This is a genomic window from Mesorhizobium sp. B2-3-11, from assembly GCF_006442215.1.
Classification (GTDB): domain Bacteria; phylum Pseudomonadota; class Alphaproteobacteria; order Rhizobiales; family Rhizobiaceae; genus Mesorhizobium; species Mesorhizobium salmacidum.
The window spans coordinates 215,239-236,749 of the sequence record NZ_VFVS01000003.1 but is presented as its reverse complement, the minus strand read 5'-3'; the positions used below and the strand labels follow the sequence as shown (position 1 = coordinate 236,749).

Here is a 21,511-nt window from a genome sequence, read left to right as displayed (position 1 = left end):
ACGAGGGCGGGCCGCCGGACTCACGCACCTTGCCATGAAGGATCCACCATCGTTGTCAAGGCCATAACGCGGTTGGTTGCAAAAGGATGCTTGGCAACGCTACCGTCCCTGGAAAGAGCGCGAACTCAGGGAATACTTTGTCGAACCAAGGCGAGGGGCGGCCGTTCTTCAGCATGCGGCGGAAGCGCGGCTCTAGATGATGGGCAGGTGGGAAGCGTGGCGCCGCCCGCTTGTTCCAATCCAGAAAGCGGCCAGGAGCAGTGCGGCTCCGCCATAGATCAGGCCGGCCGGAATCCACATCAACAGGCCCGCCAATTGCTGATCCTCGAGTGGGCTGAGGCCCCACAGTTTCGAGCCGATGGCATTTTCCGGGTACCACAGCCTGCGCGAAACGACAAACAATGCCCCGAGCAAGCCGGTGTGCAGCGAGGTGAAGAAAAGATGCATGACCGCACCGCCACAGTCTTGTTCGCGGCCAGGGCGGGGCAGCAGCACCCACCAGAACAGAAGCCCGGTGCCGAGAAAACTCGCATGCTGGGCATAGTGCAGAAAGCCCTGCTGGAGCGCAGCCTCAAACAGCGCTGGAACATGCCATGTCCATATCGCGATTCCGTGCAGGAAAGTCGCGACCACAGGGCGGCTCATGACAGCCCAGATCACCTGAAATATGTTTGTGTGCCCAGCCGCGCCGAGCGTCTGGCGCAGCCGCGCGGGCAGCGCCCACATCATTGCCGCCATCGGTCGGGAAGCGACCAGCAGCGGTGCCGCGATGGCCATCAGCAGTTCGTGCTCGACCATGTGAGCGGCAAACACATGTTCGCCCAATGCGTGGATCGGGCTTACAAGCGCGACCGCCAGTGCGGCCCAGCCGGCGAAAAACAGCAAGGCCTGCCGCGACCGCAAAGGACGTCCGTGTGCGCTCCGACGCCAGAGCCGGCTGGCGCCAGCAATGTACAGCGACACAGCCGCCGCGAGCGGAAATGTAATCGGAAGCGCCAGCGTCCAACCGGCTTGCGGGGCGCCGCTGCCATAGCAGATAGAAGTCGAGAAGAGTGCGTCGAAGCTCATGGCACGCCTCTGGGGCATTGCTCTCCTGGCTGCATTTCGCGGCTCCAGAGTATTTCCGGCGAAAACAGGTTCGCCTCCAATGCTCTATATGTTTGTTACGCAATTCCGAACGCAAAACCGCTTCGCATTTTCGCGGGAATTGCTCTAGGCATCCATCATCGACTTCGCCGGCTCCCGGGCGATATTTTCCTCGATGCGCTCGTGCCCCGGCGTCTGCGGCAAGGCCTGGCGGAAATTCTTGGCATAGTCGGGCGGCATCCTGGGCGGCATCAACGGCTCATAGGCATCGACCAGCGCTTCGATCACAACCGGACCTTCGGTTGCGAAGGCCTCATCGAGAATAGTCTCGATCTGATCGGCCCGCTCGATGCGAAAACCGCTTGCGCCCATCGCTTCCGCCGCCTTGGCAAAATCGATCGGCTGCAGTTCGCAACCGAATTGCGGATTACCCAGAAACATCATCTGCTCCCAGGCGATCTGATTGAGCATGTTGTTCTTGATGACCAGAATCTTCAGCGGAATCTTGTAGCGCACCGCCGTCGAGAATTCGCCCAGCTGCATGGCAAAACCTCCGTCTCCCACGATAGCGGCGACCGGTCGACCGGGAAATGCAATGCCGGCGGCGATGGCATAGGTAAGGCCGCAAGCCATGGACGCCAGCGATCCGGATACGCCAAACGCCTGACCGCCTCGAAGATCGACATGGCGGGCGGCAAGCTCCGTGTTCTGACCGGAGTCGGTGGCCAGCACCGTGTCGTCGGCCAGTCTTTGGCCGAACGCCCGGGCAATCGTTTGCGGCTTCAGCGGATGCGTCCGCGCGTCTTCGGATTGCCTCATCATCTGGCGCCATCTCGTCATGGTTTCCTGGGAGTGTTGCAGGAATTCACCGGAAGGCTTTTGGGTCAGACGTTGATTGAGCGCGCGCAATGTCTCGGCGGCGTCTCCGACAAGGCCGGCCTCGACCGGAAAGCGCAGGCCAATGCGCTGCGGATCGCAGTCGATCTGGACGCCACGGGCCTGCCCGGGCTTGGGGTAGTATTCGATGTAGGGGAAAGTGGAACCGACGATCAGCACCGCGTCGCAGGTCTCCATCGCTTCTTGTGAAGCCAGGGTTCCGAGGATGCCTATCCCGCCGGTCGTGTGAGGATGGTCGTCCGGCAGCACCGCCTTGCCCAGCAAGGCCTTCGCGACAGGTGCCTGCAGCAGATGCGCGGCATGTTCGAGTTCCGCGGCCGCGCCGATGGCGCCGCGTCCGGCCAGGATCGTCACTCGCGAGGCGCGGTTCAGAATGGCGGCTGCTTCGTCAAGCTCGGCGTCCGGCGGCATGGTGTGGCCGGCGAACATTTGCTGCGGCGTGTGCGCCGGGCGGTTGCGTTTGCTGCGCTTTGAGGGATTGCCCTCTTGCTCCTGCACGTCACTGGCAATCGAAAGATGGGCGACGCCCTTACGCGCCAGCGCGGTTCGGCAGGCGAGGCTGGCAACATTTTCCATATGCGCGGCATCGGAGACATGGGCGTTGTATACGGAGACATCGTTGAACACGCGCGTCAGATCGACATCCTGCTGCGTGAACGTCTCGATCAGATCGTGGAACTGCATGCCCGTGATCGCAAGCACCGGAGCCTGGTCGAGCTTGGCGTCATAAAGGCCGGTCAGAAGATGCGTTCCGCCGGGACCGGACGTTGCCAGGCAGACGCCTAGCTTTCCTGTCCATTTGGCGTAGGCGCACGCTATGAAGGCAGCCGACTCTTCGTGCCGGACCTGCACGAAGGCTATCTTGTCCCGCCGGGTGCGCAGCGCCTCCATGACGCCGTTTATGCCGTCTCCCGGCAAGCCGAACACCACGTCCACGTCCCAGGCGATGAGTGTGTCGACGAGAATTTCTGCTGCATTTGCCATGTCAGGATCGCTCCGGTGATAGGGCCGAACCGGTGAAGCACAGGTTGGTTCCTTCATCACAAGAAATCGTGACATGTCGGAAGCGGCGGCCGGGGCGGCTGTCGGGACCCCGACGCTCTCCAGGAACAAAAAGCCTTACCAGTGGTTCGAGCCGCGTCTTGGCGCAGCTTCAATCCCGCTTTGTCGGCACCTGGTTGGAATGTTTGTCATGACGTTTTGCATGCCCTCGGTAAAGATGCGCTTCCAATGAGCGAGCCACTGGATAGTGCCGGCCAGAGGAAAAGCGAGCGAAAGGAAGGCGGCGTTGTCCGGGCCCTCGGGCTTGGACTGATTACCGGCGCGGCTGACGACGATTGTTCGGCGATCGGTACCTACGCCAGTGCCGGAGCCCGATTTGGGCCCGACCTGCTGTGGACGGCACCGGTTACTCTGCCGATGATGTATCTCGTCGTCTATCTTTCATCCAAACTTGGTCAGGTTTCGGGTCGTGGGCTATTCAAGGTCATATCCGATTTCTATCCGCGTTGGCTGCTATGGTCTGTTCTGACGGGCGTGCTGATTGGCAATACGATCGAGGCAGCCGCCGACCTTGGCGCCATGTCGGCGGCCGTTATGTTGTTCGTTCCGATGTCTGGTCCACTGATCGTCATTGTCGTCGCGATCGTCATTTTTGCCCTGCAGGTATTTGGATCCTACACCTTGATCCGCAATGTGTTCCGATGGCTGGCGCTGGCGCTGCTTGCCTATGTGGTCTCCGCCCTGCTTGCCAAACCGGATGCAGCTTCGGTCCTGCGCGGCACGCTGCTGCCAAGGATCGAGTTCAGCCGCGAATACCTGTCCATCCTGGTCGCCATCGTCGGAACGACCCTCTCCGCATACCTTTACACATGGCAGTCGAACCAGGAGGTGGAGGAGGAGATTGCCAAGGGCAGAACGACCCTTGAAGAGCGCAAGGGCGCCACCGAGGGCGAGCTCCGCCGATCCCGCCGCGATATCCTGATCGGCATGACGTTCTCCAATCTGATCATGTATTTCATCATTCTTTCGACAGGGTCGACGCTCTACAAGGCCGGCCAGACTCAGATCGACACCGCGGCGCAGGCCGCCGAAGCGCTGCGGCCGCTTGCCGGCGATGCGGCGGGAATTCTTTTTGCCGCAGGCGTAATTGGCGTCGGCTTTCTGGCTGTGCCGGTCATGACGGCTGGCGCTGCCTTCGATTTCGCCCAAGCGATGGGATGGAAGAATGGGTTGAATGCCAAACCCCGGCAGGCCCCTAAATTCTACATGGCGATCGGGACAATCACATTGGTGGCGGTGGGTCTCAATTTCCTCGGCTTCAATCCGATGAAAGCCATGGTCTGGTCGGGCATCGTGCAAGGGTTTTCCACGCCTCCGCTCCTGCTTCTCATTCTCATCATGACGAACAATCGCAAGATCATGGGTGACAAGGTCAACAGCAAAAGCACGAACATCCTGGGTGGCGCGACGACCCTGGCGATTTTTTCGGCGTCGGCGGGTCTGGCGGCAAGCTGGTTCCTGTGATTCGCGGGACGTGAAGTATCTTCAGGCGTGGCGGAACATCGGCGATCAATTGTCGTTGACACGCTTGTGAGAGAGAGGACACCGCCATGTCAAACTTTCAGGCCGCCACTCCGGATCGTCTGCGGCAACTCAGGCTTGAGGCTTCAGCTCATTTCACTCCGATGATGCTGCACGAAGCATTGCTGCGGCTTTCCCACGCCTGTGGAGGTGAAAGCCTTGAGCGGTTCGAGAAGACCATGGTCGCCCAGATCGAAGCGACGAAGGACGACCGGGCCGATTTCGAAACGATCAAGGAATTCGCGATCGAGCAGCTTTATGCCGTGATCCGGGAAGCGAACGATTCGCCAAAGAAGAAACAGTCGCTGGAAAAGACAGAAACCCGCAGGACGCCCGGCCGCTCCGAAGAACCGCAGACGCTCGAGGATCAACTGCAGGCCGGGTTGGAGGATTCTTTTCCCGCGAGCGACCCGCCAGCGGTCGTGTCCACAGCCATTCCAGGCGGAGCAAAGAAGCTGGTCGGGACCGACGAGGTGCTGAAAAAGCAGCGAGAAGAGGCGGCCAAAGAGACCGGCCAATCATAAGGCCGCAATGTGAGCCAAAGGCGTGGCTGCAAACCAGGCCCGCAGGGCTTTTAACTGCCGGTGTGCGGCTTTGTTCCCAAAAGAACGGGTGCGCCGCCGATCCATCACTGAAGCAGGCGTCATCGTTGCGGCCTGTCGAATTTCTGAAGAGTTGTCCTCGGCGCGAGGAACGAACCAAACTTCCATGCATTTAGCAGGGGCTGCATTCGTACACTCTTTCTTCTGGGAGCTGGACCATTGTCATCCGGAGGCTACATTTCGGCCGATCAGGAAACCAATGAAGTTTCCATCGTTGACCTCATACCCGCCCTCCGGGCTTTCGCGCGCACCTTCTGTCGCGTCCCCGACGATGCCGACGATCTGGTGCAGGAGACGCTGACCAAGGGGCTCGCCAACATCGACAAGTTCGAACCCGGCACACGCATGAAATCGTGGCTCTTCACCATCATGCGCAACACTTACTATACCCGGATCAAGATTGCTGCCCGGGAAGCGCCAGGCCTGCTCGACTGTGCATCTTCAAGGCCGATTTCGGAAGCGACCCAGGAATGGAGCGTTCAGAGCAAGGAAGTTCACGGCGCCATTCAAAGGCTACCCGAACACCAACGCGAGGTTCTGATGCTGATCGGCGTTCTGGGAGTGAGCTATGAGGAAACGGCCGAGATATGCGGCTGCGCGGTAGGGACGGTCAAAAGTCGGCTGAATCGTGCCCGCGCCAATATTCTCGAGTTGCTTGGGGAGAGTTCACTGCAGACATTGATGGAGAGACGAAATCATCTATCGGATGGTCAACTCGGTATCGAGGGTGACAGCCGCAGATAGTCAGTTCTTCACGTCACGTCGACGCTTCTCGATCAGCGCGTTTTGCAACTCCATCGCCAGCCTGGTCAGCCGGTCTGGAATTTTTTCCTGCTCTATGGCGTCGAGGAGAGAAGTGATCTCCTGGTCCATAGCCAGACCGAATTGTGGGTCCACCGTATCATCCCTCGAACGAGACATCCAAATTCTCTTGATAATAGCAGTCCCTTGACCTTAGTGTGGTGACAAATGCTCGAGATTACAAGGCGATGTCCACCGCCGGCATGATTACCGGCGGCCCTTGCACAGGTTTATTTCCTTAATCTTACATCGCCGCGGGCCAAGAATGCGGTGTGACGCCGTTCAATCCTTCGGCAACTGGTTCGCTGCATGGTCCTGATATTGATCGGACTTGATGCGATTGCCATCCAGTCCGCGCTCCTCGCTGTGCTGTTTCTTGTCGCGATTGGACAGAACTGCGTTTCCTCCGACCTTGTCCTTGGGCAGGTCGGTCATCGCGCCGGCGCCGGTACCCTTGCCCTGGGTGCCGCGGCCGAAATGTTTTTTGTCGCCGGATGCCATGATTTCCTCCTTCGGATCGGTGACGCTCTTCAGCGCCTCTTGTTCGACGTCCGAACTGGCGGCGCGCGGTAATGTTCCGCCGTCACGAGCAAGCAGGAAGGCGTCGCCATCCCATGACCGAAACGGCTTCTCGCCATTGATGACGACCCGCAATTGGTGAGCTTCCGCCAGACGGCTGATATCGGCGCGGTCCAAAAAAAGCGATCCGCGATAGGAATAGTTCAGCAGGGCCAGCCAGCCCGGCCGTTTCAGAATGCGTGCGATCTCATCGAAATGCCGCTCGGCCATGCCGGCCAGAACCAGATAAGGAAAGCTGTCGACCGCCAGCACGCAATCGAAACTGCTGTCGTCGAATTCGGTCAGATCAAGACCGCAGGTTTGCCGCAACTCGACATTGCCCAACGCGGCGCATCGGTCGGAGGCAACGGAGATCATCCGCGAGGATATATCGATGCCGACCATCCGGTTGAATGATTTGGCAAGCGCACGCTCGAAACGGCCGATGCCGCAACCAATGTCCAGAATGTCCCGGCCGGTTCCGGTGAAGTCCTGCTCCTTGAGCCATGCAGCGACTTCCTCGGTCGTGGCCGACAGCCTTTCCTCATCACCGAGCGATGCGAGCTGGACACTCGCTGTTTGCGAAATCGCTGCCGCCGCATCGAAGCTCAACGCCAGCCGCCTGACGACAGCGGCATCGGTCTCGTCGTCGTCGCGTGCGTGCCGAACGGCCGCTCCCGTCGCTCGCAAGGTGGCAAAGGCGCCGGGTTTGCGGCGAAGCAGCCCGGCTACCTCTTGCAGCCGTTCCGTTTCTTGCGAATTCGAGGGAACGACCTCCAGCACGATCTCCGCCAATTCCGCCACCCTGATCTCCATCCCCAGGTGAAGCGCCAGCCTGGCGACGACGGCTTCGGCGCAAACACCATCGGCCATGCAGCCTTCTATGACCGATCTAATCGTCATCCGGCGCTGGGCGGATTTTGACCCGGCTGCACTCATGCTATCAGCTCCGCGTCCAGATCCTGCGCATCGTCCACCTGTCGATGGCGCCCCAGCCGTATTTGTAGGCCTCCTGACCACGCAGGAAATCGAACTCGCGGGCACCCTCGCGGATCGACTCCGCGATCGCGTGGCCGATCAGGATCGCACCTGGACTCTCCTCGGCATAGGCAGGGTCGAAGCCGCCGAGATAGGCATAGGCGCGACCGCGATGGTGGAAGCCGTAATAGGCGCCGACGGTCTTGCCATCGATTGCCAACAGCCAGCATCGGACCAGGCCGCGAGCGTCGAGCAAGGGTACTGCGCGCCTGTGGAATTGCTCCACGGCGACATCGGCCAACACGCCACCTCCGTGTCCGGCCCAGCGCGCGTGGTGCAGGCGGATCAACTGGTCGAGGAAACTTTGGGCATCGCCTCGTGCCGACGACAACGCGGTCCGGCCGCGTCTGGACGCCGCCTGGCGCGCCCGTCGCAACTGCCGCCTGCGTCGGGAGGGCACGCAGCCCGCAAGGGTTTCGTCGCCGGCGATGGCGAGCACGGGGCAAGCGCCATGTGCGGCTGGCCGCCCCGCCTTCAGATCGGGGTGTGTAACCGCAAGACCGGCACCGCCTTCCGGCAAATCCGACAGAATCCATTGCGACCAGCCGACCGAGAGGATCTTTTCGGCAATGATCGCGACGACCTGAGCCTCGGTGCCGGGGACACACAGGATGTCCAGATAGTCGCTGAGCGAGATGCCGACCGGAAGAAGTTTCGACCCAGCGGTTCCGTGCTCGAGATAGAGCGGCGCCAGCCCAATCAGATCGCCTCCGCGCCAGACCGCGACCGTCGCCAGGTCGCCGGGCGCGAATGTGCGCCACCATGGCACCAGCCAGGCGGGAGATTGAAACGGCGTCGCCGAGGAACTCTGCTCCCACAATCTCCACCAATGCGGCGCAAGGGTATCGAATCGCGCCGGATCATCGATGATCTCGCTGCGCAACACAGGCTTGCTCACGATGTGGCGGCGAGGCGCCCGGCATTGGTGCCGAGTCGTGCCAGCGCTTGATAGGCGTCCATGTAAGACGAGATCATTCGTTCCAGCGAAAACCGCCGCCGCGCCTCGGCCCGGCATGTCTCGGCGTCCAGGCTGGACGCCGCAACGATGGCTTGCGCCATCTCGTCGATCGTATTGACGAGAAAGCCTGTCCTGCCGTGCTCGACGACATCGGGAAGCGCACCATTCGGAAAGGCGACAACCGGTGTGCCGCAGGCCAGCGCCTCCATGGCGACAAGTGAGCTGGTCTCGGCGGCAAGGCTCGGAATGACCAGACAGCGCGCTGCGTTGAGAAAGCGCCGCTTGGCGGTGAAACCGAGCGGACCAAGGAAGCGGCGGCGGCCATCGAGGCGAGGTTGGACCTCGTCGCGAAAGTAGCGCGCGTGCGTTTCATAGGGATAGACCTTGCCGCCGACAACCAGCGGCACACCTGCTTGCTTGGCTGCGTCCAACGCCAGGTGGATGCCCTTTTCCGGGCAGATCCGGCTGAGAACCAATGCGAACTCGCGCTTCGCTTGCGGCAGGCTGAGCGCCTCTATGTCGACGCCGTTCGGAATCGGCGCCGCCAGTCTGGCGCCTGATGGCGCGGTTTTCTGCTGGGCGGCCGAGACCGCATGAAGCCACAGATCGTCGCGCGTCGGGCGCAGTGCCTCGGCCGGATACCAGTCCAGCGGCAGGTGAAGCGTCACCAAGGTCGGGCCATCGTCTGGCAGATAGGCATCGAAATCGATGCCATGCAGATGAACCACATCGATCGGCCAACTGGCGCGGGCAGCGGCGATCGCGGTGCGATGAGCCTGCTGCGCGCGGCTCTTGGCCGCCTCGTCGAGCACGCCACTTTCCGCCGGTGTCTCCACAAGCGTGCCGCTCGCGCTGGAGCCCCGGCAGCCGACGACGATCGACCGGTGACCCGTGCGCACCAGTGCCCGATCGAGCATCGACAGGACCTGCTCGGCACCCCCGACCGCATCAGGTCCGACAGGCGCAAGGGGATAGGCGACATTGAGGACGGTGAGCGTCATGGCCGGCCGAGCCACGGTGCCAGAGGCATTGAATTGGTGGACCCGTGAGCTTCCACTTCGGTCAATGTATCCAATGATCGCGGACCGGGTCGCATGAGAGCCTCACGCAGCCGAGGCCCGCTGCGTCGGGCGCGAGGCGGATGTCATGACGGGCGCGTAGCGGCGGACCATCGTTGCACAGAACTCGGCGAATTCCTCGGGCACCAATGGAGGGCTGGTGTGGTGAGGCATCATTCCACGATGTTCAGGCGTGAAGCAGAAGGTGACCGTGACGTCGAAATCGGCAAGTGCCTCCATCTGTCGATCGAACCAGTCCAACGCATTCGGCCTGAAGCTGTCGGCCCAGGAAAGCCCCGTGCGCATGTTGGTGACGCCGAGCCGCTTCATCCAGGCGACGGCGTCGTGAAGTCGCGGGTCCTCGAAATGAAACCACTGCACCAGCCCCATTGCGGGTGTGTAGCGCAGGAATTCCTCCAGCGCCGGCTTCGGCGTGCCGTCCTGGCGCAGCAGCCCCATGTGGAAATGACGATAGTAGGAGGATCCCTCCGCTTCGCGGTGCCGCGTCGTTGCTTCCCATTCACGCGGAAGGTCGTAGAGGCTGTACCACTGGATGCGCGGTGCGTTGCCGAGCAGCAATTCGGCGGTGCGCTTCAGTCCCCAAACCTGTATTTCCTCGGCCCCGAAGGTCGATACGCCGACCTCGCTGACCCAGATGGGAAGATCGGTGACGGTCGCGATCTCGCCGATCTTCTGCGGCCATTCCTGGATTTGCCACAGGTTCCAGTCGAGAGGAAAGCCGTGTACCGCGACGGCATCGACATGGTCCAGCACGCCGTATTCCTTCATGCGCGTGATGAAGCCGGGGTCTATCGGCGAGATGCCGCCAAGCACTTTTGTCAGAGCCGGGTTCTCGGACGCGATCGCGTCCGCCGACAGGACCGCCATCCTGGCAAAGCGGCTCCAATCGGGGTCGAGCTCTGGGTCCCAATGCGATTTGTTATTGGGCTCGTTCCAGATCATCGCGGCTTCAATCATGGAGCTTTCCTTTCGACGGGTAAATCGCGCCGCCGCCGGCCGGCGCGCCAGCCGCGCGGCAGAAATAGACCTCCTGCTCGGGATGTAGAACGATCTCGAAACCGGCGCTGCGCAGCATCGCTTCGGTGCAGGCCCGGTTCGGTATCCACCAGTTGGTCGGATCGTCGGCATAACGGTGTTCGATGAAATGCAGCTTGGGAAATTCCGGCCGGTCGAACAAATCATGCGTCCAGAAATGATAGTTCTCTTCCAGCTCGGGCAGCTCCTTACTGCCTCGTTGCATCGACTGGAAGATCATCAGATCGCCGGCGACGTGCTCACGGATCAGGTCGAGGGCGAGCAAGGGGTGGCGCAGATGGTAAAGCACTCCCATGAATAGCACGACGTCGAATGTCTCGCGCAGGGCACCGACGTCGTAGACCGACAGTTTCTGGAATTCGATCTCGCAGTCCGCGATCTCGGCGGCAAAGCGGGCCTGCGCCAGATAGGCCTCGTCGAAATCGATGCCGAGGACATGGGCGGCGCCTCGCCGTTTCATCTCGATCGAGTAGAAGCCGGCGTTGCAGCCAATATCCAGCACGGTCTTGCCAGCCAGATCGGCGGGTATGGCGTCGGCGAATTTGCGCCATTTGATCAGTGGGTAATTGCCGAGAAAGTGGTCGGGCGCGGTTTCGACGCCGGCCAGTTCCATGTTGTGGAACCACGGGCCGAGCGCGTCGATGCGCCGGCGGATTTCGGCATGGGAATGCAACATGTTCAGGCTCCTTCGCCCGGAACGACGGGTACATGCGAATGCGTGCCGGGCATGATCGTTGCGGACTGTTGATGAGCTGATGGGACGCCGTTTTCAAGCAACCGCAGGGCTGTGCGATAGCCGTTGAAAGTGCCGACATCGACATAAGCGGAGCCGGCTTTGATCCCGTAGGCTACACCCCCGGCCGCAAGGTAGGCGTTGATCAATGTACCGATATATTCGTCACGACCATCCCGCTCGCGCCAGAGTGCCGCAAGCCGATGCAGGATCTGGCCGGGCATCTTGAACGCGCCCCAAACCCAGTTCGTGGAGGCATCCTGTCGCTTGACCTGGATTTCGATCACGCGCTCGTCGTCTCCGGTACAGACGGCATCGAAGAATTCCGGGCTGTCAACGGGGAAGAGCAGAAATGAAAGCTGATCGTCGGGCAAATGACAGAATCCGTCCTCGGGAAACCAGATCGTATCTGGAAGGCCGACCAGGACGACCTCGTCGGGCGCCACGAGGGGCGCTGCCCGGAAAATCGCATCGCAGAGACCGATAGGGTTGGGCTGCACCACAAAGAGCGCCGCCGCGTCGCCGTAGCCGGCTGCGTAGTATTCGAGAATGTCGGATTTGCCCGATCCGATGATGAAGCAGATCTTGTCCACGCCGGCCTGGACCATGCGCCGCACCAGATACTCGCTTACGGCGCAGGGACGTTCGGTCTGGCCGTCGATCCGGCTGCCAACCGGCAGCAGCTCCTTCGAGAAACCGAGCGGTTGAATGCGGCTGCCGCGTCCGGCAGCGGGCACAATGCCCAACATCAGACTGCTTCCTCGATCGGTTCGCCGACCGGATTTTGCAAGGTGTCGGCCAGCATTCTATCCAGTTCCGCCGCACGCTTGGCAGACGTGTGCTCGCTCAGGACCCGCTCGCGGGCACGCCTTCGGATGCCATCGAGTTGGTGCTCCGGCAATTGCAGCGCGGCGACCACGTCATCCGTGTCATGCGCCAACAGGACTTCGCGGCCGGGTTCGAAGAAGTCCGCGAGGCCTGGCCATGCGTCGGTGATGATGGCAGCCCCACACGCGGCCGCTTCGAAGAGCCGTCCCGACGGGCACCAGCCCTTTTGTGCCATGGCTTCCCGGGTGACGTTCAGCGTCAGCCGCGACGATGAGAAGAACGCCGGATGGTCGGCGGGCGGCAGATGCCTGACGAAGAAGATGTTGTCGCTCCACGGGAATTCCTGCGGATACTGTGCGCCGCCAATGATGAAGCGCTGATCGGGCAGGCGCATGGCCGGGCGGACCAGCAGCTCTTCGACGCCGGCCTGGCGATCTGCCGCGTAGGTCCCGAGATAGGACAGATCGCCGGCGAATTCGGCCCGCTTCTCGGCCGGCCGATGCCGGTCCGGATCGACATGCCCGTAGAGCGGCATCACCTGGCGCGCACCCAGAACCGTCTTGAGCGCCTCGAGCGCCGAGCCGCCGGTGTAGCTCAGGACGAGGTGGTAATCGGCAAGGCCCTCTGGTCCGAAATAGGGCGGACGCTCACCGTGCTCGACGCGGGCAAGCGTGACCGGAGTATCGAGATCGTAGAAGACACGCAGCCCGCGACTTGCCTGCTGGGCCAGGCGCGAAGCCTCAACGGCGTCGGGGCAGTAGGAGGTGACGACAACGACATCCGCTTGCTTCATCGCCCGCTCCGCAACGCGGCGGATGTCCTCCCAGTCCGGATAGATGACGACGTTGCCGCCGTCGAGCTGATCCAGATCGCGGGCCCCGGCATAATAGGGAGTGTCGCGTTCGAAAAAGGTGATGGACCAGCCCAACCGGGCGAGAGCGCGGATCAGCCCGCGCCACAGCGTGGCGTGGCCGTTTCCCCATGAAGACGTGACGGTGAGACCGAAAATGACCATCCGCATCCGGAATTTCCTCGTCAGGCCGCTTCATTCATTCGCAGGAGCTTGGAGCCCCAGTCGCCCGACACGATGGTCGTGATCGAGGCGGGATCGATGTCGAAGCGGAAGCAGTCGCCGACCGGCAAGCCAAGCACATTGCAGACGGCGGCCTTGATCACGTCGGCGTGGCTGACCAGGGCGACGCACTGGTTCTGATGCAATTCGCGGACGCCGTTCATCAGCGAGACCATGCGCTGCTGGACATCCAGCATGGTCTCGCCGCTCGGGGTCCTGGCCTCCTGGCGCTGGTCGTTCCAGGCGCGCCAACCGGCATCGCCGTTCAATTCGTCGAAAGTCTTTCCCGACCAGTCGCCGAAGTCGATCTCGTCGAGTTCGGCGCAGATCGCGATTTCGCCGACGCCGCAAGCGAAAGCGATTGGCAGCGCCGTCTCCTGCGTGCGCTCGCGCGGGCTGCACAGGATGGCTGCAATCGTCTCTTGGGCCATGCGGCGGCCAAGCTGCTCGGCCTGAGCCTTGCCGGCCTCGCCGAGGCAAACGCCGGCCATGCGCCCGGCAAGATAGGAGCCGACATTGTCGTGCGCCGCATGGCGGATCAGGAAGAACGTGGTGGTCATTCCGCGGCATCCAGCAAAGGCTCATCCTTGCCGGCGATGAAAGCGAGCGTGCGCTGCCGGGCTTCGGCGTCGGTGAACTGTTCGGGAGGCGACTTCATGAAATAGCTGCAAGGACCCGTCAGCGCCCCGGCGATGCCGCGGTCGAGCGCCAGCTTGGCGCAGCGCACCGCATCGATCACCACGCCGGCTGAATTGGGCGAATCCCACACCTCCAGCTTGAGCTCGGCATTCAGCGGCACGCCGCCGAAAGTGGTGCCTTCGACACGAATGTAGGCCCATTTGCGGTCGGTGAGCCAAGGCACATGGTCGCTCGGTCCGACATGGATGTTGCCCGGCTCCAGGGGAACATCAAGCTGGCTGGTCACCGATTGTGTCTTGGAGATCTTCTTCGATTCCAGCCGCTCACGTTCCAGCATGTTGAGAAAATCGGTGTTGCCGCCGAAATTCAGCTGATAGGTGCGATCTATGCGCACGCCGCGCTCGCGAAAGAGGTTGGCCAGCAGCCGGTGCACGATGGTCGCGCCGACCTGGCTCTTGATGTCGTCGCCGACCAGCGGCAGCCCGCGTTGCTCGAAGCGCCGGCGCCATTCCGGACGCGACGCGATGAAAACCGGGATGCAATTGACGAAGGCGCAGCCGGCCTCGAGCGCGCATTCAGCATAGAAGCGTGTCGCCTCTTCCGAACCCACCGGCAAGTAGGAGACCAGCACGTCGGCTCCGCTGTCGCGCAGGATATCGCTGACATTGGCAACCGGTTCGGGCGCCTCTTCGATCTCGTCGCGCAGATATTTGCCGATGCCGTCGAGCGTCGGTCCGCGCTCGACGCGAACACCGGTCGCCGGCGCGTCGGCAAAGCGGAACGTGTTGTTCGGGGCAGCGTAGATCGCATCCGCGACATCGCGGCCAACCTTGCTTTTGGCGACATCGAATGCGCAGACAATTTCGATGTCGTCGACATGATAGCCACCGAGATCGGCATGCATCAGCCCCGGGATCGGTTCGTTGCTTTTTGCATGACGATAATAGGAGAGGCCCTGCACCAGGGAGGATGCGCAATTGCCGACTCCAACGATGCCAACACGAACCTTTTTCGATCCCACGAAACTGCCGCCCTATGCTGTTCAAAGGTAAGTTCCTTGCGCCGAACCACCACCGTGCCGGAATGTTCCTTGGTCGCTCGAAAAATTGCGCGAGACGGCATGGATCGAAGCTGCACCCGCCGCGTTGCCCGCATGGCAAGCATTGGAAATCGATCGATGATCGTCTACGGCGACCACAAGCGGACCGAGAACGCACGACAACTTCAGGAGGCAGCGATCGAACTGGCCCAAAGCCTCGATCGGATGTCTCGCGGCATCCGGCGCCATGCTGCATTGGTCGGGCTATTCATCAGCGCGTCACAGCTGGTTCAGGGGCTCGCCGATGTCGACTTCAAGGTCCTGGGCGTCGACACCAATTCGCCTTTGCAACGGCAAGGCGCCGAGTTGCTGGTCGGGCTTGCGGCAGAGGTGGCGAAGTCGTGGCGAAGCGGTTTCGCCTTAGGCGGTGGCATCGATCCGCGACTTCTCCAATTGCTGGCGGCGCTCGATTGCAAGGCAGAGGTTTTGACCGGTTCGGCCGAGGGTTACGCGCATTATGCGCTTTATCCCGAGAGCTATCTGGGCGCGGCGCAGGAATCAGGTCTTGACGCGAACACATGTGTGATCGGCATCCGCAGTATCGGCTTGGGGCTTGCGGCCATGGTGGCCGCCGCCATCGGTGCGCCGCCGCCGATCAGTCTGCGTCCGATCGGCCATCCTTTCGATCGGCGGGTCAATGCCGATCCGCGGTTGGTCGCTGCCTGGAGGAACGAGCCGTCGGCTCGGTTCGCTGTCGTCGACGAAGGTCCCGGCCTGTCGGGAAGTTCTATCCACGCCGTCGTCACGTGGCTGCGGGACCTGGGTATCGATAGGAGCCGCATTCACCTGTTCCCCAGCCATTCGGGCGATCCGGGCGCAGAAGCGTCGCAGGACGTCCGGGAGACATGGATGCGCTGCCGCAAACATGTGGCGATGACGTTTGAACGCACCTTTCCCGAAAGCTCGCAGATTCCAACGCTGCGCGATTGGGTAGCCGAGGCGGTCGGCAGTCCGGAATTGCGTTTGACCGAAATATCCGGCGGCGCGTGGCGAACCCTTCACTATGCCGACGAAAAGCGCTGGCCACCGAGCACTCGCGGCACCGAACGGCGAAAGTTCCTGGCGTCCGCGGGTCCAGATTGCTGGCTCGTCAAGTTTGTTGGCCTCGGCGAAACCGGGCAGCGCAAGATGCGGGCCGCGACGATGTTGCATCAGGCCGGATTCGGATCGCAAGTCGTCGGACTCTGCCACGGCTTCCTGGTTGAACGGTGGGCCGACGGCACCACGATGGATCAGCTGCCGCTGCCCAGACAAAGACTTGTCGCGGAGTTCACGCGCTATCTGGCCTGGCGAGCGATCAATCTGCGAGCCCGCGAACCGGGTGCTTCATTGCCCGCCCTCGCGGAGATGGCCGTTCACAACGCTTCCGAGGCTTCGGGCAAAAACCAGGCGGCGAAACTATGGAACTGGTTCTCGAAACAGACTCTCCCGCAGGTACTGGAACGCGTCGAAATCGACGGCAGGCTTCACCCCTGGGAGTTTCTGATCGGTGCAGACGGCACGCTGGTCAAGACGGATGCCGTCGACCATTGCCGGGGACACGATCTGATCGGCTGCCAGCCGATAGAATGGGACATTGCCGGCGCTTGCGTCGAACATGGTTTGTCCGAAGACGAGGCGGCGTCGCTGATCGGCGGCATGGGTGACCGCATTGATGTCGGGCTCGTCGAGTATTTCCAACCTTGCTACCTGGCGTTTCAGCTGGGGCTGTGGAGCATGGCCGCTCAATCCGAGGACGGACGGGAACGAGCAAGGCTGGCAGGGACAGCCAACCGATATGAGGCAGGACTGACACGGTTCCTGGACAAGGCCAGGGCGTGACAGTTCCCCTCAATCCAGGCTTCGCAGCATGTCGGCTTCCTGCTCGAGAATACTGGCCACTTCTTCCCGCTGCAGGTGGGTCATCATCAGGCTGACGCAGCACTCCAGATAGGTGATCGAGGCTCGCCGCAAATAGGCGGCCGTCTCCTGTTCCGCCATCTTGTCGATATCCGGTGCGGATCGCTTGGGTCGCATGAGGATGTCCTCCATACCTGGTCCTCTCGCCAAACCACAAGCTTGAGCGGATGTTCCGCCGGAATCGACCGCGAAGGGGTGGCTGCGGTCCGGCATCAGACAGGGAGGTTCTGCAGCCCACCTGATGTGGACCTCGCCCTCGTGGTGCGACCTGCTATTTGGTTGCCGATCGGAACGCCTTCGAGGCTCGCGAAATAGCCGATAGTCCGGGCGAGCCCCTCATTGAGAGGCACTCTTGGCATCCAGCCGAGCAGCGCTTTCGCGCGCGAGATGTCGGGCTGCCTGCGTCGAGGATCGTCCTGCGGCAGCGGCAGAAACGTCATCTCCGACTTGGTGCCGGTCATCGCCTTCACCAATGCGGCCAGCCGCATGATGGTGAACTCTCCGGGATTGCCCAGATTGATCGGCTTGCCCGGATTGGGATCGAAGTCCATCAGACGCATCAACCCGTCGATCAGATCGGAGACGTAGCAGAAAGATCGTGTCTGCAAGCCGTCGCCGAAGATCGTCAGCGGCCGCTTCTCGAGCGCCTGCATGATCAGGTTCGAGACGATGCGGCCGTCCGCCGGATCCATTCTCGGCCCGTAGGTGTTGAAGATACGTGCGACACGAACGTCGGCCTTGGCGGCTCTCAGATAGTCGAAGCAAAGTGTTTCGGCGGTGCGCTTGCCCTCGTCGTAGCAGGCGCGTGGGCCGATGCAGTTCACATGGCCGACGTAATCTTCCCTCTGCGGATGTTGCTCCGGATCGCCATACACTTCACTCGTGGAGGCCTGCAGCAATCGGGCATCGTTGCGGGCGGCGAGTTCGAGCAGATTCAACGTTCCGATGACACAGGTTCGCGTGGTGTGGATCGGATCGGCCTGGTAACGCGGCGGCGAGGCGGCGCATGCCAGGTTGAAGATGCGATCCACCGGCTCACCAAGCTCCAATGGACGGCAGATATCCTGCTCGATCAACCGGAACCCCGGCTTGTCCATGATCGCGTTGATGTTCTCCATGCGACCGGTGAGAAAGTTATCGGCGCAGATCACGCGCCAGCCATCGCGTAACAATGCTTCGGAAAGATGCGAACCGAGGAAGCCCGCGCCACCGGCGACAAGCACCGTCTTTGCCCTTTGCGCCTTTTTTGTTCGTCGCATCGCGATTTTCTCCTGTCTGCCAGTCATGCTGCACTGCCGATGTCAAGGTCGAGGACCTCCGCCTCCTTTTGCGTAAGCGCCGTGATGAATTCGCGAGCCCTGGCCACACCGGTGTGGGACGCAAGGACGAGTTCGCGTGCCCGGTCGGCCATGGCGAGACGTGTACGAGCCGATTCCCGGGAAAGAATGACGACGACATCGTCCGGCTTCTTGGCCGTGTGGATCGTCGATGCGGGAAAGAAACTGTCGAGGCCTGGCCAGCGGTCGCTGATGATCGGCGTGCCGCAAGCGGCTGCTTCGAAAAGGCGCACGCTGGGCGACCATCCCGCTGCAATCATTGAACGGCGGGTGACGTTCAGCGTGTAGCGTTGGCGGCTGTAGAACGCGGCGTGCCCGGCCGGCGGCAGATGTTCGATGCGCTCGACATTGTCGGGCCAATCGATGTCGGAGGGATATTGCGAGCCGGCGACGACGAAACGGCGGTCCGGCATGCGCCGTGCAGGTTCGAGCAGGAGCGCGTTGAGCGTGGCTTGCCGGTCCCCGCTATAGGTGCCGAGATAGCCGAGATCCCAGCGGACCGGGTCGGCGGTGCGGTGATGCCGTTCCGGATCGACCGAACAGTAGAGCGGCTCGGCGCGGCGTGCGCCGAAGGTCTGCGCCAGATCGTTAAGCACCGGGCCGCCGGCGAAAGAGAAATAGATGTCGAAGTAGGGGATCTGGCGCCAGCTCAGATAGTCGCAATCGTCCGCCGACAGCTTTGCCAGGGTCACCGGCGTGTCGATGTCGTAAAAGCAGAGTTGTCCTTTGCAAAGTGAAGCGACGATGTCGATAACCGCCCGCCCTTCCGGCACGAAGGAGCCGATGACCACGATATCGGCCTGTTCCAGGCACCGTGCATGGTCGCGCTGAAGTTCCGGTACGGTTTCGTAGTAGCGCAAGGCGCAGAAGTCCGGATCGCGCAAATCGCGGTGATTGGCGTACCACGGCACATCGCGCTCCAGGAAAGTCACGCGATGGCCGAGTTCGTGAAGACCTTTCAGCAGACCTCGAAAAGTGGTGGCGTGGCCGTTTCCCCAGGACGAGGATAGCGACAGGCCGAGAAAGACGATGTTCAACTGCTTGGTCATTCGGCCGCCTCCACGGTCCCCTGCGTCAAATGGCGTTTGAAGACTGCATCGGTCACGGCCGCGCGCAGTGCGTAGGTATGGTCGGCGAGAACACGGCGAAGCGCGGCTTGGCCGATTGCCTTTGCCCGACGGGGGGTAAGCGCCTGCATGATTTCGGCGACATCGTCGCCGTCGCGCGCCACAAGGATCTCCTCGCCGGGTTTCAGGAACAGCTCGACGCCCAACCAGGCATCGGTGATCAGGCAGGCGCCGGCGCCGGCCGCCTCGAAGACACGCGTGGCCGGTGAAAAACCGTTCGCGGCCATGCTGTCGCGGCTGATGTTCAAGACGGCCTTTGGCGTGACATTGAAGGCGTTGTGATCGCGGGTGCCGACATGGCCGAGCCAGCCGACATTGGCGGGGAGCGGCTTGTCGCCCCAGCCCGATCCGCCAAGCAGAAAACGTTGTTCCGGCAGTTGGCTCGCAGGATCGAGGAAGAACGATCCGACACGGGCTTCACGATCCGGCAGCCTGTTTCCGAGGAACGCCAGATCGCAGGCAAACCGCGCATTGCCGGCGACCGGGTGGTGCGTTTCGGGATCAAGCGCATTGTAGATGGGCACGCACTCGTTCGCGCCCATGGCACGATAGGCCCAGACGACGGGGTCGCCGCCGCCATAGGTCAACACAAGGTCTATTTCTTGCAGCGCACGATGGAGCGGGTGGTCCGGCTCGTCGCGCAACCGGGCGAGCGTGGCCGGCGCGTCGACGTCCCAGAATACGGTGAGCGCGTCGCCGCGGGCGTGGTCGAGCACGGCGCGCAGCAGCGCCTCATCCTCGAAGCCGACGCCACTCGCCTTGACGACGATATCGGCCTCGGCGGCCCGCGCCGCCGCCTGCATCAGCGCATGCCGGGTCGCCTCATAGACGACGACGGAGCACCAGTCCGGCGCCTCGATGTCGCGGTTTTTCTGCCGGTCATAGACGTCAGGCTCATAGAAGGTGATTTCATAGCCCAGTTGCGAAAGCGCCTTCAGCAATCCACGGTAATAGGTCGCGGCACCGTTCCAGTAGGACGACAAAAGGCTCGATCCATAGAATGCGATCTTCATTCGGCGGCTTCCTTTGCTGCGGTCGGGTCGACGGTGTGCAGGTTGGTGCATTGCCAGAGCACGTCGAACAACTCGTCGACGCGGTGACGACAGGTGTGTCGCGAGAGGATGGTCTCAAGACCCGAGGCCACCAGGGAGGCCGCGAAATCGGCATCGGCCAGCACCGCCTTTAGGTGTTGCCGCATTTGCGAGCCATTCTCGGCAAACAGGAAGTCGACGCCGGGCCTGAAAAGCCGCTCGACATCCGACCATGGTGCTGAAATCAGCGGGATGCCGCAGGCGAGTGCCTCGAACATGCGGATCGTCGGAATTCCAGGCAATCTTTCACGATAGGGGCGCCGCGGGATGTGCACCGTGACACGATGCGTGGCAAAGGCCTTCGGCACGTCGGCATTGGCGATCCACCCCTCGTAGCGCAGACCGGCGACGGCCAGATCGGCAAGTGCCGGCTTGGGATAGCGGACACCGTGAACAGTGGCCCGAAGGCCGAGATCGCGCACCGGTTCGATCAGGAACTCCCTGAGTTCGGCGGTCCGCTCGTCGTCGCCCCAGTTTCCGATCCAGACCAGATTGGACGTAGCGTGGATTTCCGGGTGCGGCTTGAACAGGCGATCGTCCGCCGCTTCATGCCAGGTGAAGACACGCTTGCCCCAGCCGGCGCGCAGATAGCTCTCGCGCAACGCTTCGCCAAAGGCGAGAACGCCATCATAATACTCCAGATGGAGCGCCGAGATAGCCTCGGTGGCCGACACGGCCCGGTGATGGGTATCGTGAAACAGAAGGATGAAGTTGCCGCCATCGGCCCGGGCACGGCCGATTCGAGCGACAAGCTCCGGGTCGGTCCATTCGTGGACGATCACCACGTCGGCCTCGGCGATCCAGGCTTCGTGGTCGAACTCGGCATCATAGGTCACGGGCATCAATTCGGGGAAATCCTTGCGGAAGCGTTCGATCGCGAAGGATCCCTTCTCGGCCAGCAGGTTTGACCGGCTCCAGCCGTCCGCGGGCTCCAGAGCGATGGCCTGATGCCGGCGCGCCACCAGTTCGCGCATGACGCCGCGAAGGAAATGGGCATTGCCGTGGTTCCAGTCGGAGACGAGCGAGTGGGTGTAGAACAAGAAGCGCAT

The 21,511-nt window shown here is 62.0% G+C and carries 21 protein-coding genes and 1 pseudogene; 4 read left to right on the top strand and 18 right to left on the bottom strand.

Annotated elements, in window-relative coordinates; genetic code table 11:
* Positions 1-192 precede the first annotated feature (192 nt).
* A complete protein-coding gene (locus tag FJ960_RS06560) occupies positions 193-1,068 on the bottom strand; it encodes a cytochrome c oxidase assembly protein (protein WP_140712627.1) in 876 nt (291 codons plus the stop codon).
* A 144-nt stretch (positions 1,069-1,212) separates the two neighbouring features.
* Complete coding sequence (locus FJ960_RS06555; RefSeq protein WP_140712625.1) at positions 1,213-2,967, bottom strand: thiamine pyrophosphate-dependent enzyme; 1,755 nt, start codon at positions 2,965-2,967, stop codon at positions 1,213-1,215.
* Between the two features lie 141 nt (positions 2,968-3,108).
* On the opposite strand from FJ960_RS06555, the gene FJ960_RS06550 reads away from it, so the two are divergent.
* From FJ960_RS06550 to FJ960_RS06540, 3 genes are all read left to right on the top strand, one after another.
* Positions 3,109-4,509 (top strand): Nramp family divalent metal transporter, encoded by a 1,401-nt coding sequence (locus tag FJ960_RS06550; protein ID WP_348640739.1) that lies wholly within the window; start codon positions 3,109-3,111, stop codon positions 4,507-4,509.
* Between the two features lie 86 nt (positions 4,510-4,595).
* Positions 4,596-5,090: a hypothetical protein gene (locus FJ960_RS06545; protein WP_140712624.1), complete on the top strand. Its 495-nt coding sequence runs from the start codon at positions 4,596-4,598 to the stop codon at positions 5,088-5,090.
* 237 nt (positions 5,091-5,327) lie between these two features.
* Positions 5,328-5,912: a sigma-70 family RNA polymerase sigma factor gene (locus FJ960_RS06540; RefSeq protein WP_181165831.1), complete on the top strand. Its 585-nt coding sequence runs from the start codon at positions 5,328-5,330 to the stop codon at positions 5,910-5,912.
* Here FJ960_RS06540 and FJ960_RS29410 read toward each other — a convergent pair whose 3' ends face one another.
* The 11 genes and pseudogenes from FJ960_RS29410 to FJ960_RS06495 all read right to left on the bottom strand — a co-directional run bounded on the left by FJ960_RS29410 (position 5,913) and on the right by FJ960_RS06495 (position 14,930).
* Positions 5,913-6,065 carry a hypothetical protein gene (locus FJ960_RS29410; protein ID WP_181165834.1) on the bottom strand — a complete coding sequence of 51 codons (153 nt, stop codon included), beginning with the start codon at positions 6,063-6,065 and terminating at the stop codon, positions 5,913-5,915.
* 186 nt (positions 6,066-6,251) lie between these two features.
* Complete coding sequence (locus FJ960_RS29405; RefSeq protein ID WP_181165832.1) at positions 6,252-6,470, bottom strand: hypothetical protein; 219 nt, start codon at positions 6,468-6,470, stop codon at positions 6,252-6,254.
* A 222-nt stretch (positions 6,471-6,692) separates the two neighbouring features.
* Positions 6,693-7,343, bottom strand: a pseudogene (locus FJ960_RS29770) (methyltransferase domain-containing protein); the annotation flags it as partial.
* Between the two features lie 127 nt (positions 7,344-7,470).
* Positions 7,471-8,463, bottom strand: a complete 993-nt coding sequence (locus FJ960_RS06530) for a GNAT family N-acetyltransferase (protein ID WP_140712620.1) — start codon at positions 8,461-8,463, stop codon at positions 7,471-7,473.
* Positions 8,460-9,524, bottom strand: a complete 1,065-nt coding sequence (locus tag FJ960_RS06525; protein WP_140712618.1) for a glycosyltransferase family 4 protein — start codon at positions 9,522-9,524, stop codon at positions 8,460-8,462. The genes FJ960_RS06530 and FJ960_RS06525 overlap by 4 nt, the downstream gene beginning before the upstream one ends.
* 102 nt (positions 9,525-9,626) lie before the next feature.
* A complete protein-coding gene (locus FJ960_RS06520) occupies positions 9,627-10,559 on the bottom strand; it encodes a beta-xylosidase (RefSeq protein WP_140504035.1) in 933 nt (310 codons plus the stop codon).
* Positions 10,552-11,313 carry a TIGR04290 family methyltransferase gene (locus FJ960_RS06515; protein ID WP_027144330.1) on the bottom strand — a complete coding sequence of 254 codons (762 nt, stop codon included), beginning with the start codon at positions 11,311-11,313 and terminating at the stop codon, positions 10,552-10,554. The genes FJ960_RS06520 and FJ960_RS06515 overlap by 8 nt, the downstream gene beginning before the upstream one ends.
* A 2-nt stretch (positions 11,314-11,315) precedes the next feature.
* A complete protein-coding gene (locus tag FJ960_RS06510) occupies positions 11,316-12,119 on the bottom strand; it encodes a sugar phosphate nucleotidyltransferase (RefSeq protein WP_140504033.1) in 804 nt (267 codons plus the stop codon).
* Positions 12,119-13,219 (bottom strand): glycosyltransferase, encoded by a 1,101-nt coding sequence (locus FJ960_RS06505; RefSeq protein WP_140504031.1) that lies wholly within the window; start codon positions 13,217-13,219, stop codon positions 12,119-12,121. The genes FJ960_RS06510 and FJ960_RS06505 overlap by 1 nt, the downstream gene beginning before the upstream one ends.
* Positions 13,220-13,233: 14 nt before the next feature.
* Complete coding sequence (locus FJ960_RS06500) at positions 13,234-13,830, bottom strand: histidine phosphatase family protein (RefSeq protein ID WP_027144333.1); 597 nt, start codon at positions 13,828-13,830, stop codon at positions 13,234-13,236.
* Positions 13,827-14,930 (bottom strand): inositol-3-phosphate synthase, encoded by a 1,104-nt coding sequence (locus FJ960_RS06495; RefSeq protein ID WP_140504030.1) that lies wholly within the window; start codon positions 14,928-14,930, stop codon positions 13,827-13,829. The genes FJ960_RS06500 and FJ960_RS06495 overlap by 4 nt, the downstream gene beginning before the upstream one ends.
* 156 nt (positions 14,931-15,086) lie before the next feature.
* Here FJ960_RS06495 and FJ960_RS06490 point away from each other — a divergent pair, with 156 nt between their 5' ends.
* Positions 15,087-16,829: a hypothetical protein gene (locus FJ960_RS06490; RefSeq protein WP_140712616.1), complete on the top strand. Its 1,743-nt coding sequence runs from the start codon at positions 15,087-15,089 to the stop codon at positions 16,827-16,829.
* Positions 16,830-16,838: 9 nt separating this feature from the next.
* Here the strand turns inward: FJ960_RS06490 and FJ960_RS06485 are convergent, their stop codons facing one another.
* The 5 genes from FJ960_RS06485 to FJ960_RS06465 all read right to left on the bottom strand — a co-directional run bounded on the left by FJ960_RS06485 (position 16,839) and on the right by FJ960_RS06465 (position 21,511).
* Positions 16,839-17,024, bottom strand: coding sequence for a hypothetical protein (locus FJ960_RS06485; RefSeq protein ID WP_084636728.1), 186 nt, complete (start codon positions 17,022-17,024; stop codon positions 16,839-16,841).
* Between the two features lie 95 nt (positions 17,025-17,119).
* Positions 17,120-18,166: a UDP-glucuronic acid decarboxylase family protein gene (locus FJ960_RS06480; protein ID WP_140712614.1), complete on the bottom strand. Its 1,047-nt coding sequence runs from the start codon at positions 18,164-18,166 to the stop codon at positions 17,120-17,122.
* Positions 18,167-18,189: 23 nt separating this feature from the next.
* On the bottom strand, positions 18,190-19,293 hold the full coding sequence (locus FJ960_RS06475; RefSeq protein WP_140504025.1) for a glycosyltransferase: 1,104 nt from the start codon (positions 19,291-19,293) through the stop codon (positions 18,190-18,192).
* Entirely contained in the window at positions 19,290-20,384 is a 1,095-nt protein-coding gene (locus tag FJ960_RS06470; RefSeq protein ID WP_140712612.1) for a glycosyltransferase, read from the bottom strand. Before FJ960_RS06470 ends, FJ960_RS06475 begins: the two co-directional genes overlap by 4 nt.
* On the bottom strand, positions 20,381-21,511 hold the full coding sequence (locus tag FJ960_RS06465; protein WP_140712610.1) for a glycosyltransferase: 1,131 nt from the start codon (positions 21,509-21,511) through the stop codon (positions 20,381-20,383). Before FJ960_RS06465 ends, FJ960_RS06470 begins: the two co-directional genes overlap by 4 nt.

Excerpts from the sequence above, each read along its gene's own strand:
- FJ960_RS06560 (WP_140712627.1), bottom strand. The coding sequence starts at position 1,068 with ATGAGCTTCGACGCACTCTTCTCGACTTCTATCTGCTATGGCAGCGGC.
- FJ960_RS06555 (WP_140712625.1), bottom strand. The coding sequence starts at position 2,967 with ATGGCAAATGCAGCAGAAATTCTCGTCGACACACTCATCGCCTGGGAC.
- FJ960_RS06545 (WP_140712624.1), top strand. The coding sequence starts at position 4,596 with ATGTCAAACTTTCAGGCCGCCACTCCGGATCGTCTGCGGCAACTCAGG.
- FJ960_RS29405 (WP_181165832.1), bottom strand. The coding sequence starts at position 6,470 with ATGGCATCCGGCGACAAAAAACATTTCGGCCGCGGCACCCAGGGCAAG.
- FJ960_RS06525 (WP_140712618.1), bottom strand. The coding sequence starts at position 9,524 with ATGACGCTCACCGTCCTCAATGTCGCCTATCCCCTTGCGCCTGTCGGA.
- FJ960_RS06520 (WP_140504035.1), bottom strand. The coding sequence starts at position 10,559 with ATGATTGAAGCCGCGATGATCTGGAACGAGCCCAATAACAAATCGCAT.
- FJ960_RS06515 (WP_027144330.1), bottom strand. The coding sequence starts at position 11,313 with ATGTTGCATTCCCATGCCGAAATCCGCCGGCGCATCGACGCGCTCGGC.
- FJ960_RS06510 (WP_140504033.1), bottom strand. The coding sequence starts at position 12,119 with ATGTTGGGCATTGTGCCCGCTGCCGGACGCGGCAGCCGCATTCAACCG.
- FJ960_RS06505 (WP_140504031.1), bottom strand. The coding sequence starts at position 13,219 with ATGCGGATGGTCATTTTCGGTCTCACCGTCACGTCTTCATGGGGAAAC.
- FJ960_RS06500 (WP_027144333.1), bottom strand. The coding sequence starts at position 13,830 with ATGACCACCACGTTCTTCCTGATCCGCCATGCGGCGCACGACAATGTC.
- FJ960_RS06490 (WP_140712616.1), top strand. The coding sequence starts at position 15,087 with ATGATCGTCTACGGCGACCACAAGCGGACCGAGAACGCACGACAACTT.
- FJ960_RS06485 (WP_084636728.1), bottom strand. The coding sequence starts at position 17,024 with ATGCGACCCAAGCGATCCGCACCGGATATCGACAAGATGGCGGAACAG.
- FJ960_RS06480 (WP_140712614.1), bottom strand. The coding sequence starts at position 18,166 with ATGCGACGAACAAAAAAGGCGCAAAGGGCAAAGACGGTGCTTGTCGCC.
- FJ960_RS06475 (WP_140504025.1), bottom strand. The coding sequence starts at position 19,293 with ATGACCAAGCAGTTGAACATCGTCTTTCTCGGCCTGTCGCTATCCTCG.
- FJ960_RS06470 (WP_140712612.1), bottom strand. The coding sequence starts at position 20,384 with ATGAAGATCGCATTCTATGGATCGAGCCTTTTGTCGTCCTACTGGAAC.
- FJ960_RS06465 (WP_140712610.1), bottom strand. The coding sequence starts at position 21,511 with ATGCGCTTCTTGTTCTACACCCACTCGCTCGTCTCCGACTGGAACCAC.